The sequence below is a fragment of the Romboutsia lituseburensis genome (assembly GCF_024723825.1).
Lineage (GTDB): Bacteria > Bacillota > Clostridia > Peptostreptococcales > Peptostreptococcaceae > Romboutsia_F > Romboutsia_F lituseburensis_A.
In genome coordinates this window covers 2,429,638-2,445,069 of the sequence record NZ_JANQBQ010000001.1, presented here as the reverse complement: position 1 = coordinate 2,445,069, position 15,432 = coordinate 2,429,638, and the positions used below count along the sequence as shown (strand labels likewise).

At 46.9% G+C, this 15,432-nt stretch carries 2 protein-coding genes, 44 tRNA genes and 6 rRNA genes; all 52 read right to left on the bottom strand.

All coding sequences use genetic code 11. The features are described from left to right. Positions 1-27 precede the first annotated feature (27 nt). Positions 28-1,530: ribosomal RNA gene (locus NWE74_RS12030) — 16S ribosomal RNA — on the bottom strand. 589 nt (positions 1,531-2,119) lie between these two features. Then, positions 2,120-2,236 (bottom strand): 5S ribosomal RNA (gene rrf, locus NWE74_RS12025). 129 nt (positions 2,237-2,365) lie between these two features. Beyond that, positions 2,366-5,267 (bottom strand): 23S ribosomal RNA (locus NWE74_RS12020). A 239-nt stretch (positions 5,268-5,506) separates the two neighbouring features. Next, positions 5,507-7,009, bottom strand: a 16S ribosomal RNA gene (locus NWE74_RS12015). Together the 16S, 23S and 5S rRNA genes form the textbook arrangement of a ribosomal RNA operon. Positions 7,010-7,429: 420 nt before the next feature. Beyond that, positions 7,430-7,843, bottom strand: coding sequence for a hypothetical protein (locus NWE74_RS12010; RefSeq protein WP_092727902.1), 414 nt, complete (start codon positions 7,841-7,843; stop codon positions 7,430-7,432). A gap of 17 nt (positions 7,844-7,860) precedes the next feature. Next, complete coding sequence (locus NWE74_RS12005) at positions 7,861-8,115, bottom strand: YaaL family protein (RefSeq protein WP_258243300.1); 255 nt, start codon at positions 8,113-8,115, stop codon at positions 7,861-7,863. Between the two features lie 174 nt (positions 8,116-8,289). Further along, positions 8,290-8,365, bottom strand: a tRNA-Val gene (locus tag NWE74_RS12000). A gap of 20 nt (positions 8,366-8,385) precedes the next feature. Next, positions 8,386-8,462: transfer RNA gene (locus NWE74_RS11995), tRNA-Arg, on the bottom strand. A gap of 8 nt (positions 8,463-8,470) precedes the next feature. Continuing rightward, positions 8,471-8,544, bottom strand: a tRNA-Cys gene (locus NWE74_RS11990). Between the two features lie 21 nt (positions 8,545-8,565). After that, a tRNA-Lys gene (locus NWE74_RS11985) sits at positions 8,566-8,641 on the bottom strand. 6 nt (positions 8,642-8,647) lie between these two features. Beyond that, positions 8,648-8,724 (bottom strand) — tRNA-His (locus NWE74_RS11980). A 12-nt stretch (positions 8,725-8,736) separates the two neighbouring features. Next, positions 8,737-8,813: transfer RNA gene (locus tag NWE74_RS11975), tRNA-Pro, on the bottom strand. 16 nt (positions 8,814-8,829) lie between these two features. Continuing rightward, a tRNA-Ile gene (locus NWE74_RS11970) sits at positions 8,830-8,906 on the bottom strand. A gap of 9 nt (positions 8,907-8,915) precedes the next feature. Beyond that, positions 8,916-8,992 (bottom strand) — tRNA-Met (locus NWE74_RS11965). 9 nt (positions 8,993-9,001) lie between these two features. Then, a tRNA-Phe gene (locus NWE74_RS11960) sits at positions 9,002-9,077 on the bottom strand. Between the two features lie 3 nt (positions 9,078-9,080). Beyond that, positions 9,081-9,169, bottom strand: a tRNA-Ser gene (locus NWE74_RS11955). Between the two features lie 5 nt (positions 9,170-9,174). Next, positions 9,175-9,250 (bottom strand) — tRNA-Lys (locus tag NWE74_RS11950). 5 nt (positions 9,251-9,255) lie between these two features. Beyond that, positions 9,256-9,331 (bottom strand) — tRNA-Gln (locus NWE74_RS11945). Positions 9,332-9,340: 9 nt separating this feature from the next. After that, positions 9,341-9,417: transfer RNA gene (locus NWE74_RS11940), tRNA-Arg, on the bottom strand. 16 nt (positions 9,418-9,433) lie between these two features. Continuing rightward, positions 9,434-9,518: transfer RNA gene (locus NWE74_RS11935), tRNA-Leu, on the bottom strand. Between the two features lie 12 nt (positions 9,519-9,530). Continuing rightward, positions 9,531-9,615 (bottom strand) — tRNA-Tyr (locus NWE74_RS11930). Between the two features lie 5 nt (positions 9,616-9,620). Next, positions 9,621-9,695: transfer RNA gene (locus NWE74_RS11925), tRNA-Thr, on the bottom strand. A gap of 4 nt (positions 9,696-9,699) precedes the next feature. Further along, positions 9,700-9,775, bottom strand: a tRNA-Asn gene (locus NWE74_RS11920). A 16-nt stretch (positions 9,776-9,791) separates the two neighbouring features. Next, positions 9,792-9,868 (bottom strand) — tRNA-Asp (locus NWE74_RS11915). 7 nt (positions 9,869-9,875) lie between these two features. Next, positions 9,876-9,951: transfer RNA gene (locus NWE74_RS11910), tRNA-Val, on the bottom strand. A 12-nt stretch (positions 9,952-9,963) separates the two neighbouring features. Further along, a tRNA-Gly gene (locus tag NWE74_RS11905) sits at positions 9,964-10,037 on the bottom strand. Between the two features lie 9 nt (positions 10,038-10,046). After that, a tRNA-Glu gene (locus NWE74_RS11900) sits at positions 10,047-10,121 on the bottom strand. Positions 10,122-10,127: 6 nt separating this feature from the next. Then, positions 10,128-10,203: transfer RNA gene (locus tag NWE74_RS11895), tRNA-Met, on the bottom strand. 10 nt (positions 10,204-10,213) lie between these two features. Beyond that, positions 10,214-10,302, bottom strand: a tRNA-Leu gene (locus NWE74_RS11890). Positions 10,303-10,314: 12 nt separating this feature from the next. Next, a tRNA-Cys gene (locus NWE74_RS11885) sits at positions 10,315-10,388 on the bottom strand. A 9-nt stretch (positions 10,389-10,397) separates the two neighbouring features. Then, positions 10,398-10,474: transfer RNA gene (locus tag NWE74_RS11880), tRNA-His, on the bottom strand. A 12-nt stretch (positions 10,475-10,486) separates the two neighbouring features. Next, positions 10,487-10,563: transfer RNA gene (locus NWE74_RS11875), tRNA-Pro, on the bottom strand. Positions 10,564-10,579: 16 nt separating this feature from the next. Then, positions 10,580-10,656, bottom strand: a tRNA-Ile gene (locus NWE74_RS11870). 9 nt (positions 10,657-10,665) lie between these two features. Further along, positions 10,666-10,742, bottom strand: a tRNA-Met gene (locus NWE74_RS11865). A 9-nt stretch (positions 10,743-10,751) separates the two neighbouring features. Further along, positions 10,752-10,827 (bottom strand) — tRNA-Phe (locus NWE74_RS11860). Positions 10,828-10,830: 3 nt separating this feature from the next. Further along, positions 10,831-10,919: transfer RNA gene (locus tag NWE74_RS11855), tRNA-Ser, on the bottom strand. Between the two features lie 5 nt (positions 10,920-10,924). Next, a tRNA-Lys gene (locus NWE74_RS11850) sits at positions 10,925-11,000 on the bottom strand. 5 nt (positions 11,001-11,005) lie between these two features. Further along, a tRNA-Gln gene (locus tag NWE74_RS11845) sits at positions 11,006-11,081 on the bottom strand. A gap of 9 nt (positions 11,082-11,090) precedes the next feature. Then, positions 11,091-11,167, bottom strand: a tRNA-Arg gene (locus tag NWE74_RS11840). A gap of 14 nt (positions 11,168-11,181) precedes the next feature. After that, positions 11,182-11,256 (bottom strand) — tRNA-Gly (locus tag NWE74_RS11835). Between the two features lie 15 nt (positions 11,257-11,271). Continuing rightward, positions 11,272-11,356, bottom strand: a tRNA-Leu gene (locus NWE74_RS11830). A gap of 12 nt (positions 11,357-11,368) precedes the next feature. Continuing rightward, a tRNA-Tyr gene (locus NWE74_RS11825) sits at positions 11,369-11,453 on the bottom strand. A gap of 5 nt (positions 11,454-11,458) precedes the next feature. Continuing rightward, positions 11,459-11,533, bottom strand: a tRNA-Thr gene (locus NWE74_RS11820). 4 nt (positions 11,534-11,537) lie between these two features. After that, positions 11,538-11,613 (bottom strand) — tRNA-Asn (locus NWE74_RS11815). A gap of 16 nt (positions 11,614-11,629) precedes the next feature. After that, a tRNA-Asp gene (locus NWE74_RS11810) sits at positions 11,630-11,706 on the bottom strand. Between the two features lie 7 nt (positions 11,707-11,713). Then, a tRNA-Val gene (locus tag NWE74_RS11805) sits at positions 11,714-11,789 on the bottom strand. Positions 11,790-11,801: 12 nt separating this feature from the next. Continuing rightward, positions 11,802-11,875: transfer RNA gene (locus NWE74_RS11800), tRNA-Gly, on the bottom strand. A 9-nt stretch (positions 11,876-11,884) separates the two neighbouring features. Continuing rightward, positions 11,885-11,959, bottom strand: a tRNA-Glu gene (locus tag NWE74_RS11795). Positions 11,960-11,965: 6 nt separating this feature from the next. Then, positions 11,966-12,041 (bottom strand) — tRNA-Met (locus NWE74_RS11790). A gap of 10 nt (positions 12,042-12,051) precedes the next feature. Then, a tRNA-Leu gene (locus NWE74_RS11785) sits at positions 12,052-12,140 on the bottom strand. Between the two features lie 5 nt (positions 12,141-12,145). After that, positions 12,146-12,262: ribosomal RNA gene (gene rrf / locus NWE74_RS11780) — 5S ribosomal RNA — on the bottom strand. Positions 12,263-12,395: 133 nt separating this feature from the next. Then, positions 12,396-15,297, bottom strand: a 23S ribosomal RNA gene (locus NWE74_RS11775). Positions 15,298-15,432 lie beyond the last annotated feature (135 nt).

The window sequence follows — 15,432 nt, the reverse complement described above, 5'->3', positions numbered from 1 at the left end:
AATTAAACAGTAGGTAATTCTCCTTAGAAAGGAGGTGATCCAGCCGCACCTTCCGATACGGCTACCTTGTTACGACTTCACCCCAGTTATTGGCTTCACCTTCGACGGACGCTTCCAAAAGGTTAGCTATCCGGCTTCGGGCGCCTCCAACTCCCGTGGTGTGACGGGCGGTGTGTACAAGACCCGGGAACGCATTCACCGCAGCATTCTGATCTGCGATTACTAGTAACTCCAGCTTCATGTAGGCGAGTTTCAGCCTACAATCCGAACTGAGAATGGCTTTAAGGGATTAGCTCCGCCTCACGACTTGGCCGCCCTCTGTACCACCCATTGTAGCACGTGTGTAGCCCTAAGCATAAGGGGCATGATGATTTGACGTCATCCCCACCTTCCTCCAGGTTATCCCTGGCAGTCCCTCTAGAGTGCCCAACTTAATGCTGGCAACTAAAGGCAAGGGTTGCGCTCGTTGCGGGACTTAACCCAACATCTCACGACACGAGCTGACGACAACCATGCACCACCTGTCACTTCTGTCCCCGAAGGGAAATCTCCGATTAGGGAGAGGTCAAAAGGATGTCAAGCTTAGGTAAGGTTCTTCGCGTTGCTTCGAATTAAACCACATGCTCCGCTACTTGTGCGGGTCCCCGTCAATTCCTTTGAGTTTCACTCTTGCGAGCGTACTTCCCAGGCGGAGTACTTAATGCGTTAGCTGCGCCACCGAGGGGGGTAACCCCCGACAGCTAGTACTCATCGTTTACGGCGTGGACTACCAGGGTATCTAATCCTGTTTGCTCCCCACGCTTTCGTGCCTCAGTGTCAGTTACAGTCCAGAGAGCCGCCTTCGCAACTGGTATTCCTCCTAATATCTACGCATTTCACCGCTACACTAGGAATTCTACTCTCCTCTCCTGCACTCAAGTCTCTTAGTTTCAAAAGCTTACTACGGTTGAGCCGTAGCCTTTCACTTCTGACTTAAGAAACCACCTACGCACCCTTTACGCCCAGTAATTCCGGATAACGCTAGCCCCCTACGTATTACCGCGGCTGCTGGCACGTAGTTAGCCGGGGCTTCCTCCTCAAGTACCGTCATTATCTTCCTTGAGGACAGAGCTTTACGACCCGAAGGCCTTCATCGCTCACGCGGCGTTGCTGCATCAGGCTTTCGCCCATTGTGCAATATTCCCCACTGCTGCCTCCCGTAGGAGTTTGGACCGTGTCTCAGTTCCAATGTGGCCGATCACCCTCTCAGGTCGGCTACTGATCGTCGCCTTGGTAAGCCGTTACCTTACCAACTAGCTAATCAGACGCGGGTCCATCCTGTACCGCCGGAGCTTTGATACTTCTACCATGCGATAAAAGTATGTTATCCCGTATTAGCATACCTTTCGGTATGTTATCCGTGTGTACAGGGCAGGTTACCCACGCGTTACTCACCCGTCCGCCGCTCTCTTCCGAAGAAGATCGCTCGACTTGCATGTGTTAGGCACGCCGCCAGCGTTCATCCTGAGCCAGGATCAAACTCTCAAATAAAAGTTGTCCATCGCTCAGCTAATCATTATCTGAATATCTGGCTTGGTTGTTTGTGTTTAATTCTATAAAGAATTATTTTGTTTCTATAAATTAACCTACTGTTTAATTTTCAAAGTTCATTTTTTCAACTTCCTTAGTTTAACAAATATTTCATTATTTGTCAACTACTTTTTCAAGTTGTTTTTTCTTGTTTACCCTTTTCTTAAGGACAAGTATAACTATACCATCTTAAAATAATATCGTCAATACTTTTTCTTATTTTTTTTTAGTATTTTAATAAATAAATTTATTTTTTTAAAGTATATAAACAGCTTTTTTATAGTTATTAACATTATATACAAGCTGTATGTATGCTATATACTCATTTCATTTTTTCTATACATATTTTATTATATTTATTTAATTTAATATTTTATTTATTAAAAATTAGATTTTTTGTTAGTTTAATAGAATTTTTTACATATCACATCTGCTCTATTTGATTAATTTTTATCTTCATTATTATTAATTACCTTATATAAAAAATTTAAACACATAAAAAAAGCCAGGATAAATTATCCAAGCTTAAATTTAGACATAAAAAAAGATTACGTGGCTACGTCTTACTCTCCCAGGAGGTCGCCCTCCAAGTACCATCAGCGCTAAAGAGCTTAACTTCTGTGTTCGGAATGGGAACAGGTGTATCCTCTTTGCTATAATAACCACATAATCTTTATTTTTTAGAGTTAATACTCTGAAAACTGTATATCATTTAGAGATGAAAATTCATTTCATTCATGTCGCCAACGATATTCCTTCGCTCTCGCTTCAGTCATATCCGTTGCTCAAACATTTATTGGTCAAGTCCTCGACCTATTAGTATCGATAAGCTAAATACATTACTGCACTTACACCTTCGACCTATCAACCAGGTAGTCTTCCTGGGGTCTTACCCTTACGGTGGGAAATCTTATCTTGAAGTTGGCTTCGCGCTTAGATGCTTTCAGCGCTTATCCATTCCGTACATAGCTACCCAGCCATGCCCTTGGCAGAACAACTGGTACACCAGAGGTACGTCCATCCCGGTCCTCTCGTACTAAGGACAGGTCTCCTCAAATTTCCTACGCCTGCGACGGATAGGGACCGAACTGTCTCACGACGTTCTGAACCCAGCTCGCGTACCACTTTAATGGGCGAACAGCCCAACCCTTGGGACCTACTACAGCCCCAGGATGTGATGAGCCGACATCGAGGTGCCAAACCTCCCCGTCGATGTGGACTCTTGGGGGAGATAAGCCTGTTATCCCCAGGGTAGCTTTTATCCGTTGAGCGATGGCCCTTCCATGCGGTACCACCGGATCACTAAGTCCGACTTTCGTCCTTGCTCGACCTGTATGTCTTGCAATCAAGCTTCCTTTTGCCTTTGCACTCTTCGCACGATTTCCGACCGTGCTGAGGAAACCTTTGAGCGCCTCCGTTACTTTTTAGGAGGCGACCGCCCCAGTCAAACTGCCCACCTGACGGTGTCCCAAGACCTGATTCAAGGCCTATGGTTAGGATCCCAGTACTACAAGGGTGGTATCCCAAGGATGACTCCACACAAACTGGCGTTCATGCTTCATAGTCTCCCACCTATCCTGTACATGTAGTACCAAGACCCAACGTCAAGCTACAGTAAAGCTCCATGGGGTCTTTCCGTCCTGTCGCAGGTACCCGGCATCTTCACCGGGATTACAATTTCACCGAGTCTATTGTTGAGACAGTGCCCAAATCGTTACGCCTTTCGTGCGGGTCGGAACTTACCCGACAAGGAATTTCGCTACCTTAGGACCGTTATAGTTACGGCCGCCGTTTACTGGGGCTTAAGTTCACTGCTTCGGATTGCTCCTGACAGATCCCCTTAACCTTCCAGCACCGGGCAGGCGTCAGCTCCTATACATCGTCTTGCGACTTAGCAGAAACCTGTGTTTTTGGTAAACAGTCGCTTGGGCCTATTCTCTGCGGCCATCCAAAGGATGGCACCCCTTCTCCCTAAGTTACGGGGTCATTTTGCCGAGTTCCTTAACAATAGTTCTCTCGCTGGCCTTAGGATACTCTCCTCACCCACCTGTGTCGGTTTACGGTACGGGCGCCTTTAAACTCGATAGAGACTTTTCTCGACAGTGTGAAATCAGCTACTTCGCTACTAAATTTCGCTCCCCATCGTACCCCAGCATTATCTAGACGGATTTGCCTATCTAGACTGCCTCAGTACTTAGCCACACATAACCAACAGTGTGGTTAGCTTATCCTACTGTGTCATCCCATTTCTCAAACGCTTATTGGCGGTACAGGAATATCAACCTGTTGTCCATCACCTACGCCTTTCGGCCTCGGCTTAGGTCCCGACTAACCCAGGGCGGACGAACCTTCCCCTGGAAACCTTGGGTTTACGGCCCGTGGGATTCTCACCCACGTCTCGCTACTCATGCCAACATTCTCACTCGTATACTGTCCACATGTCCTTACGGTCATGCTTCAGCCTGCATACGAAGCTCCCCTACCCATCATAATGATGCCGTAGCTTCGGTAGTACGTTTTAGCCCCGGAAATTTTCGGCGCAGGATCACTCGACCAGTGAGCTATTACGCACTCTTTAAATGAGTGGCTGCTTCTAAGCCAACATCCTGGTTGTCTGTGCAATCCCACATCCTTTACCACTTAACGTACATTTAGGGACCTTAGCTGACGATCTGGGCTGTTGCCCTCTTGACTATGAATCTTATCACCCACAGTCTGACTCCCAAGTAAAAGAAAACGGCATTCGGAGTTTGATAGTCTTCGGTAAGTGCAATACCCCCTAGGACATTCAGTGCTCTACCTCCGTTTCTCTACGCTTGAGGCTAGCCCTAAAGCTATTTCGGGGAGAACCAGCTATCTCCGGGCTCGATTGGAATTTCACCGCTATCCACAAGTCATCCCCGAGCTTTTCAACGCTCGTGGGTTCGGTCCTCCACGAAATTTTACTTTCGCTTCAACCTGCTCATGGATAGGTCGCCCGGTTTCGGGTCTACGTCAAGTAACTTAGGTCGCCCATTTAAGACTCGCTTTCGCTACGGCTCCACACCTGAAGTGCTTAACCTTGCTACTTAACGTAACTCGTTGGCCCGTTCTACAAAAAGTACGCGGTCACACAAGAAATGTGCTCCCACAGCTTGTAAGTGCAGGGTTTCAGGTTCTATTTCACTCCCCTCCCGGGGTTCTTTTCACCTTTCCCTCACGGTACTATGCGCTATCGGTCACTAGGTAGTATTTAGGCTTGGAGGATGGTCCCTCCTGCTTCCCACAGGGTTTCACGTGTCCCGTGGTACTCTGGATCATGCTAGTAGCTTTCTCGTTTCAATTACAGGGCTATTACCTTCTATGGCGGAGCTTTCCAACTCTCTTCATTTACGATAGTGCATCCATGTTGCATGTCCGCAACCCCAACGAAGAAAACTTCATTGGTTTGGCCTTATCCGCGTTCGCTCGCCGCTACTTACGGAATCGAATTTCTTTCTTTTCCTCCAGGTACTTAGATGTTTCAGTTCCCCGGGTTCCCCTCATTAAGCTATGTATTCACTTAACAATACTTAGACATTACTCTAAGTGAGTTTCCTCATTCGGAAATCTTCGGATCAAAGTTTACGTGCAACTCCCCGAAGCTTATCGCAGCTTATCGCGTCCTTCATCGGCTCCTAGTGCCAAGGCATCCGCCCTGCACCCTTAATAACTTGACCAGTTATTAAAAGTTATCGCTACTGAACAAACTTCGTATTCACTCAGTTTATTCCAGTGCTTAAAGTTTGTAATTTTAAAGACTTTTCTTGTCGATGATATTTTTAGAAGTTATCTTCTTCATATATAAAATGATGTCATATCACTAAATGTTATACAGTTTTCAAAGTACTAAAGTACAATTAAGTACTAATTTTGAGGAATGAACCCTCAAAATTAAACAGTAGGTAATTCTCCTTAGAAAGGAGGTGATCCAGCCGCACCTTCCGATACGGCTACCTTGTTACGACTTCACCCCAGTTATTGGCTTCACCTTCGACGGACGCTTCCAAAAGGTTAGCTATCCGGCTTCGGGCGCCTCCAACTCCCGTGGTGTGACGGGCGGTGTGTACAAGACCCGGGAACGCATTCACCGCAGCATTCTGATCTGCGATTACTAGTAACTCCAGCTTCATGTAGGCGAGTTTCAGCCTACAATCCGAACTGAGAATGGCTTTAAGGGATTAGCTCCGCCTCACGACTTGGCCGCCCTCTGTACCACCCATTGTAGCACGTGTGTAGCCCTAAGCATAAGGGGCATGATGATTTGACGTCATCCCCACCTTCCTCCAGGTTATCCCTGGCAGTCCCTCTAGAGTGCCCAACTTAATGCTGGCAACTAAAGGCAAGGGTTGCGCTCGTTGCGGGACTTAACCCAACATCTCACGACACGAGCTGACGACAACCATGCACCACCTGTCACTTCTGTCCCCGAAGGGAAATCTCCGATTAGGGAGAGGTCAAAAGGATGTCAAGCTTAGGTAAGGTTCTTCGCGTTGCTTCGAATTAAACCACATGCTCCGCTACTTGTGCGGGTCCCCGTCAATTCCTTTGAGTTTCACTCTTGCGAGCGTACTTCCCAGGCGGAGTACTTAATGCGTTAGCTGCGCCACCGAGGGGGGTAACCCCCGACAGCTAGTACTCATCGTTTACGGCGTGGACTACCAGGGTATCTAATCCTGTTTGCTCCCCACGCTTTCGTGCCTCAGTGTCAGTTACAGTCCAGAGAGCCGCCTTCGCAACTGGTATTCCTCCTAATATCTACGCATTTCACCGCTACACTAGGAATTCTACTCTCCTCTCCTGCACTCAAGTCTCTTAGTTTCAAAAGCTTACTACGGTTGAGCCGTAGCCTTTCACTTCTGACTTAAGAAACCACCTACGCACCCTTTACGCCCAGTAATTCCGGATAACGCTAGCCCCCTACGTATTACCGCGGCTGCTGGCACGTAGTTAGCCGGGGCTTCCTCCTCAAGTACCGTCATTATCTTCCTTGAGGACAGAGCTTTACGACCCGAAGGCCTTCATCGCTCACGCGGCGTTGCTGCATCAGGCTTTCGCCCATTGTGCAATATTCCCCACTGCTGCCTCCCGTAGGAGTTTGGACCGTGTCTCAGTTCCAATGTGGCCGATCACCCTCTCAGGTCGGCTACTGATCGTCGCCTTGGTAAGCCGTTACCTTACCAACTAGCTAATCAGACGCGGGTCCATCCTGTACCGCCGGAGCTTTGATACTTCTACCATGCGATAAAAGTATGTTATCCCGTATTAGCATACCTTTCGGTATGTTATCCGTGTGTACAGGGCAGGTTACCCACGCGTTACTCACCCGTCCGCCGCTCTCTTCCGAAGAAGATCGCTCGACTTGCATGTGTTAGGCACGCCGCCAGCGTTCATCCTGAGCCAGGATCAAACTCTCAAATAAAAGTTGTCCATTGCTCAGCTAATCATTATCTGAATATCTGGCTTGGTTGTTTGTGTTTAATTCTATAAAGAATTATATTTGTTTCTATAAATTAACCTACTGTTTAATTTTCAAAGTTCATTTTCTAACAACTTCCTTAGTTTATCAAAGTTTTTTTACTTTGTTAACTTTTTCTTAAGTTATTTTTTCTTGTTTGCCCTTTTCTTAAGGACAAGTAATACTATATCATCTTTATAATATATCGTCAATACTTTTTTGTATATTTTTTTTATTTATTTAAAGAAATTATTGCATCTAGCTAAAATACTCACTTTAATCAACAATATTATATTATGTAAAATTGATTATTTTATTCATTTTTTCATTAATATAATCAATTTTACATAATTTTTAAATATAATCAATTTATATTATTTATTCCTAGTCTACTTGCGAAAGTAATCTCTTAGTTAAATCTGATACCTTAAGCTCACCTAGTTCACTATGAGCCATTGCTATAATAACCCTTATTCTATCTTCTGAGTTATCCCATTTATATGCTCTAGCATTCATTATTACCTCTTCTGGCATCAATTCTTCTAATTCCATTGCTAATTCATCAGATAAAGTCATATATTCATCAAATAAATCTTCACTTTCTAATTCTTCTATTTCATACTCTTCTTTTATTATTTGATTTAATTCATCTATACTTATACTTATTTGATATGCTAGTGCATCTTCTCTCTTTGTTCCTTTAGTCATATCTTTATCTACTTTAAAATTACTATTAGACTCTATCATATCTTTTATTTCACTACTATCTATTATTTCATTTCCGAAAACTATATACATACTATTCTCTCCTTAATCTATTTAGCCAATGCCTCTATTAATGACTCTTGTAAAGTTTTCTTTATCCCTTTATCTTTAGCCACCTTTATTAAATATCTATATCTGGATTTTTTCGCTTCTAGTTCATAGATAGCTACATCTACCAACTCTGGGTCACTTACAATTTGAAAAAAGTGTTCTGCAGTTTCTACATCTAGTTTAGCTCTATTTATTTCCTTTATAAGTTTTTGTTTATCTTTCTCTTTATTTATTATTTTATTTATTTTAGACATAATCATCCTCCCTAATAATTTTCATATTTATTAAGAATTTTGACATTTTCTAAAATCAATATACCATTTTATGTAAATTTAATAAATACTTTATTAAATAAATTTCATTATAAAAATATAAACTTATCAAATATTACATATAAAAAACCTCTAGTGAATATCACTAGAGGTTACTGGTGGGATTAACAGGGCTCGAACCTGTGACCCCCTGCTTGTAAGGCAGGTGCTCTCCCAGCTGAGCTATAATCCCGCATTTAGCATTTATTTGTATGGTGCGCCCAAAGGGACTCGAACCCCTAACCTTCTGATTCGTAGTCAGACACTCTATCCAGTTGAGCTATGGGCGCACATTTTATGGAGGCGACACCCAGATTCGAACTGGGGATCAAGGAGTTGCAGTCCACTGCCTTACCACTTGGCTATGTCGCCTTATTTTAAATTATAATAAAATGGTGATCCATCCGCGACTCGAACGCGGGACACCCTGATTAAAAGTCAGGTGCTCTACCGACTGAGCTAATGGATCACTTTATGGGGTGGATAATGAGAGTCGAACTCACGACCTCCAGAGCCACAATCTGGCGCTCTAACCAACTGAGCTATACCCACCATATTTTATATTGGTCGAGGTGAAGGGACTCGAACCCCCGGCCCCCTGGTCCCAAACCAGGTGCGCTACCAAACTGCGCTACACCTCGAACTTTTAAATTAACGTGGTGGACCATCAGGGACTCGAACCCCAGACCTACCGGTTATGAGCCGGGCGCTCTAACCAACTGAGCTAATGGTCCACATTAATTTGGTAGCGGTAACAGGAGTCGAACCTGTGACCTTTCGGGTATGAACCGAACGCTCTAGCCAACTAAGCTATACCGCCACATTTTATTGGTGCCCAGAAATGGAATCGAACCATCGACACAGGGATTTTCAGTCCCTTGCTCTACCGACTGAGCTATCTGGGCATTTGGCGGAGAGGGTGGGATTCGAACCCACGGTGCCGTTAAGCATCACTGGTTTTCAAGACCAGCTCCTTAAACCACTCGGACACCTCTCCGTAATTGGTGATCCATCCGCGACTCGAACGCGGGACACCCTGATTAAAAGTCAGGTGCTCTACCGACTGAGCTAATGGATCATATTTGGCAGGGAATGCAGGACTCGAACCTACGCATGTAGCAGTCAAAGTGCTATGCCTTACCGACTTGGCGAATTCCCTATGTAAATGTGGTGAGCGCACAGGGATTCGAACCCCGGACACACGCCTTAGAAGGGCGTTGCTCTATCCAGCTGAGCTATGCACCCACATTGTTTTATAAAGTGGTGCGGATGAAGGGAGTCGAACCCCCACGCCGTAAAGCGCCAGATCCTAAGTCTGGTGCGTCTGCCAATTCCGCCACATCCGCATTCTTTATTTTTGGTGGAGGATGGTGGATTCGAACCACCGAAAGCACTGCTAACAGATTTACAGTCTGCCCCCTTTGGCCGCTCGGGAAATCCTCCGTGTATGGAGCTAGTGATAGGAATCGAACCTACAACCTGCTGATTACAAGTCAGCTGCTCTACCGTTGAGCCACACTAGCATATTGGCGGGAATAACAGGACTCGAACCTGTGACCCATTGATTAACAGTCAATTGCTCTACCAACTGAGCCATATTCCCGCGTATTTAATTAAGTTGGCGACCTGGAAGGGACTCGAACCCTCGACCTCCAGCGTGACAGGCTGGCATTCTAACCAGCTGAACTACCAGGCCGCATATATGGTGGGACTAACAGGGCTCGAACCTGTGACCCCCTGCTTGTAAGGCAGGTGCTCTCCCAGCTGAGCTATAGTCCCATAAATTTAATCTGGAGCGGGTGAAGGGGATCGAACCCTCACAGCCGGCTTGGAAGGCCGGAACTCTACCATTGAGCTACACCCGCATATTTAATTGGTGACCCATAGGGGAATCGAACCCCTGTTACCGCCGTGAAAGGGCGGTGTCTTGACCGCTTGACCAATGGGCCATATAATGGTTGCGGAGGCAGGACTCGAACCTGCGACCTTTGGGTTATGAGCCCAACGAGCTGCCAACTGCTCCACCCCGCGATGGTGTTAATGGTGCCGAAGACCGGAATCGAACCGGTACGAGAGGTAAGTCCCGCAGGATTTTAAGTCCTGTGCGTCTGCCAGTTCCGCCACTTCGGCATTTAATTTTAGTGGAGGCGACACCCAGATTCGAACTGGGGATCAAGGAGTTGCAGTCCACTGCCTTACCACTTGGCTATGTCGCCTTATTTTAATGGGGTGGATAATGAGAGTCGAACTCACGACCTCCAGAGCCACAATCTGGCGCTCTAACCAACTGAGCTATACCCACCATATTTTATATTGGTCGAGGTGAAGGGACTCGAACCCCCGGCCCCCTGGTCCCAAACCAGGTGCGCTACCAAACTGCGCTACACCTCGAACTTTTAAATTAACGTGGTGGACCATCAGGGACTCGAACCCCAGACCTACCGGTTATGAGCCGGGCGCTCTAACCAACTGAGCTAATGGTCCACATTAATTTGGTAGCGGTAACAGGAGTCGAACCTGTGACCTTTCGGGTATGAACCGAACGCTCTAGCCAACTAAGCTATACCGCCACATTTTATTGGTGCCCAGAAATGGAATCGAACCATCGACACAGGGATTTTCAGTCCCTTGCTCTACCGACTGAGCTATCTGGGCATTTGGCGGAGAGGGTGGGATTCGAACCCACGGTGCCGTTAAGCATCACTGGTTTTCAAGACCAGCTCCTTAAACCACTCGGACACCTCTCCGTAATTGGTGATCCATCCGCGACTCGAACGCGGGACACCCTGATTAAAAGTCAGGTGCTCTACCGACTGAGCTAATGGATCATATTTGGCAGGGAATGCAGGACTCGAACCTACGCATGTAGCAGTCAAAGTGCTATGCCTTACCGACTTGGCGAATTCCCTATGTAAATGTGGTGAGCGCACAGGGATTCGAACCCCGGACACACGCCTTAGAAGGGCGTTGCTCTATCCAGCTGAGCTATGCACCCACATTGTTTTGTTTTGGAGCGGGAAACGAGATTCGAACTCGCGACTTCAACCTTGGCAAGGTTGCGCTCTACCACTGAACTATTCCCGCATCAGTGATATAAAGTGGTGCGGATGAAGGGAGTCGAACCCCCACGCCGTAAAGCGCCAGATCCTAAGTCTGGTGCGTCTGCCAATTCCGCCACATCCGCATTCTTTATTTTTGGTGGAGGATGGTGGATTCGAACCACCGAAAGCACTGCTAACAGATTTACAGTCTGCCCCCTTTGGCCGCTCGGGAAATCCTCCGTGTATGGAGCTAGTGATAGGAATCGAACCTACAACCTGCTGATTACAAGTCAGCTGCTCTACCGTTGAGCCACACTAGCATATTGGCGGGAATAACAGGACTCGAACCTGTGACCCATTGATTAACAGTCAATTGCTCTACCAACTGAGCCATATTCCCGCGTATTTAATTAAGTTGGCGACCTGGAAGGGACTCGAACCCTCGACCTCCAGCGTGACAGGCTGGCATTCTAACCAGCTGAACTACCAGGCCGCATATATGGTGGGACTAACAGGGCTCGAACCTGTGACCCCCTGCTTGTAAGGCAGGTGCTCTCCCAGCTGAGCTATAGTCCCATAAATTTAATCTGGAGCGGGTGAAGGGGATCGAACCCTCACAGCCGGCTTGGAAGGCCGGAACTCTACCATTGAGCTACACCCGCATATTTAATTGGTGACCCATAGGGGAATCGAACCCCTGTTACCGCCGTGAAAGGGCGGTGTCTTGACCGCTTGACCAATGGGCCATATAATGGTTGCGGAGGCAGGACTCGAACCTGCGACCTTTGGGTTATGAGCCCAACGAGCTGCCAACTGCTCCACCCCGCGATGGTGTTAATGGTGCCGAAGACCGGAATCGAACCGGTACGAGAGGTAAGTCCCGCAGGATTTTAAGTCCTGTGCGTCTGCCAGTTCCGCCACTTCGGCACATCACGTGGCTACGTCTTACTCTCCCAGGGGGTCGCCCCCCAAGTACCATCAGCGCTAAAGAGCTTAACTTCTGTGTTCGGAATGGGAACAGGTGTATCCTCTTTGCTATAATAACCACATAATTTTGTTTTATTTTGTCATCCCTTAGGACAAGTATTATATTAACATTTTATAATTAAAATGTCAACTACTTTTTTTAAAGTTTTTTATTAATACTTTGAAAACTGTATATCATTTAGAGTGAATCATTTATTGGTCAAGTCCTCGACCTATTAGTATCGATAAGCTAAATACATTACTGCACTTACACCTTCGACCTATCAACCAGGTAGTCTTCCTGGGGTCTTACCCTTACGGTGGGAAATCTTATCTTGAAGTTGGCTTCGCGCTTAGATGCTTTCAGCGCTTATCCATTCCGTACATAGCTACCCAGCCATGCCCTTGGCAGAACAACTGGTACACCAGAGGTACGTCCATCCCGGTCCTCTCGTACTAAGGACAGGTCTCCTCAAATTTCCTACGCCTGCGACGGATAGGGACCGAACTGTCTCACGACGTTCTGAACCCAGCTCGCGTACCACTTTAATGGGCGAACAGCCCAACCCTTGGGACCTACTACAGCCCCAGGATGTGATGAGCCGACATCGAGGTGCCAAACCTCCCCGTCGATGTGGACTCTTGGGGGAGATAAGCCTGTTATCCCCAGGGTAGCTTTTATCCGTTGAGCGATGGCCCTTCCATGCGGTACCACCGGATCACTAAGTCCGACTTTCGTCCTTGCTCGACCTGTATGTCTTGCAATCAAGCTTCCTTTTGCCTTTGCACTCTTCGCACGATTTCCGACCGTGCTGAGGAAACCTTTGAGCGCCTCCGTTACTTTTTAGGAGGCGACCGCCCCAGTCAAACTGCCCACCTGACGGTGTCCCAAGACCTGATTCAAGGCCTATGGTTAGGATCCCAGTACTACAAGGGTGGTATCCCAAGGATGACTCCACACAAACTGGCGTTCATGCTTCATAGTCTCCCACCTATCCTGTACATGTAGTACCAAGACCCAACGTCAAGCTACAGTAAAGCTCCATGGGGTCTTTCCGTCCTGTCGCAGGTACCCGGCATCTTCACCGGGATTACAATTTCACCGAGTCTATTGTTGAGACAGTGCCCAAATCGTTACGCCTTTCGTGCGGGTCGGAACTTACCCGACAAGGAATTTCGCTACCTTAGGACCGTTATAGTTACGGCCGCCGTTTACTGGGGCTTAAGTTCACTGCTTCGGATTGCTCCTGACAGATCCCCTTAACCTTCCAGCACCGGGCAGGCGTCAGCTCCTATACATCGTCTTGCGACTTAGCAGAAACCTGTGTTTTTGGTAAACAGTCGCTTGGGCCTATTCTCTGCGGCCATCCAAAGGATGGCACCCCTTCTCCCTAAGTTACGGGGTCATTTTGCCGAGTTCCTTAACAATAGTTCTCTCGCTGGCCTTAGGATACTCTCCTCACCCACCTGTGTCGGTTTACGGTACGGGCGCCTTTAAACTCGATAGAGACTTTTCTCGACAGTGTGAAATCAGCTACTTCGCTACTAAATTTCGCTCCCCATCGTACCCCAGCATTATCTAGACGGATTTGCCTATCTAGACTGCCTCAGTACTTAGCCACACATAACCAACAGTGTGGTTAGCTTATCCTACTGTGTCATCCCATTTCTCAAACGCTTATTGGCGGTACAGGAATATCAACCTGTTGTCCATCACCTACGCCTTTCGGCCTCGGCTTAGGTCCCGACTAACCCAGGGCGGACGAACCTTCCCCTGGAAACCTTGGGTTTACGGCCCGTGGGATTCTCACCCACGTCTCGCTACTCATGCCAACATTCTCACTCGTATACTGTCCACATGTCCTTACGGTCATGCTTCAGCCTGCATACGAAGCTCCCCTACCCATCATAATGATGCCGTAGCTTCGGTAGTACGTTTTAGCCCCGGAAATTTTCGGCGCAGGATCACTCGACCAGTGAGCTATTACGCACTCTTTAAATGAGTGGCTGCTTCTAAGCCAACATCCTGGTTGTCTGTGCAATCCCACATCCTTTACCACTTAACGTACATTTAGGGACCTTAGCTGACGATCTGGGCTGTTGCCCTCTTGACTATGAATCTTATCACCCACAGTCTGACTCCCAAGTAAAAGAAAACGGCATTCGGAGTTTGATAGTCTTCGGTAAGTGCAATACCCCCTAGGACATTCAGTGCTCTACCTCCGTTTCTCTACGCTTGAGGCTAGCCCTAAAGCTATTTCGGGGAGAACCAGCTATCTCCGGGCTCGATTGGAATTTCACCGCTATCCACAAGTCATCCCCGAGCTTTTCAACGCTCGTGGGTTCGGTCCTCCACGAAATTTTACTTTCGCTTCAACCTGCTCATGGATAGGTCGCCCGGTTTCGGGTCTACGTCAAGTAACTTAGGTCGCCCATTTAAGACTCGCTTTCGCTACGGCTCCACACCTGAAGTGCTTAACCTTGCTACTTAACGTAACTCGTTGGCCCGTTCTACAAAAAGTACGCGGTCACACAAGAAATGTGCTCCCACAGCTTGTAAGTGCAGGGTTTCAGGTTCTATTTCACTCCCCTCCCGGGGTTCTTTTCACCTTTCCCTCACGGTACTATGCGCTATCGGTCACTAGGTAGTATTTAGGCTTGGAGGATGGTCCCTCCTGCTTCCCACAGGGTTTCACGTGTCCCGTGGTACTCTGGATCATGCTAGTAGCTTTCTCGTTTCAATTACAGGGCTATTACCTTCTATGGCGGAGCTTTCCAACTCTCTTCATTTACGATAGTGCATCCATGTTGCATGTCCGCAACCCCAATGAAGAAAACTTCATTGGTTTGGCCTTATCCGCGTTCGCTCGCCGCTACTTACGGAATCGAATTTCTTTCTTTTCCTCCAGGTACTTAGATGTTTCAGTTCCCCGGGTTCCCCTCATTAAGCTATGTATTCACTTAACAATACTTAGACATTACTCTAAGTGAGTTTCCTCATTCGGAAATCTTCGGATCAAAGTTTACGTGCAACTCCCCGAAGCTTATCGCAGCTTATCGCGTCCTTCATCGGCTCCTAGTGCCAAGGCATCCGCCCTGCACCCTTAATAACTTGACCAGTTATTAAAAGTTATCGCTACTGAACAAACTTCGTATTCACTCAGTTTATTCCAGTGCTTAAAGTTTGTAATTTTAAAGACTTTTCTTGTCGATGATATTTTTAGAAGTTATCTTCTTCATATATAAAATGATG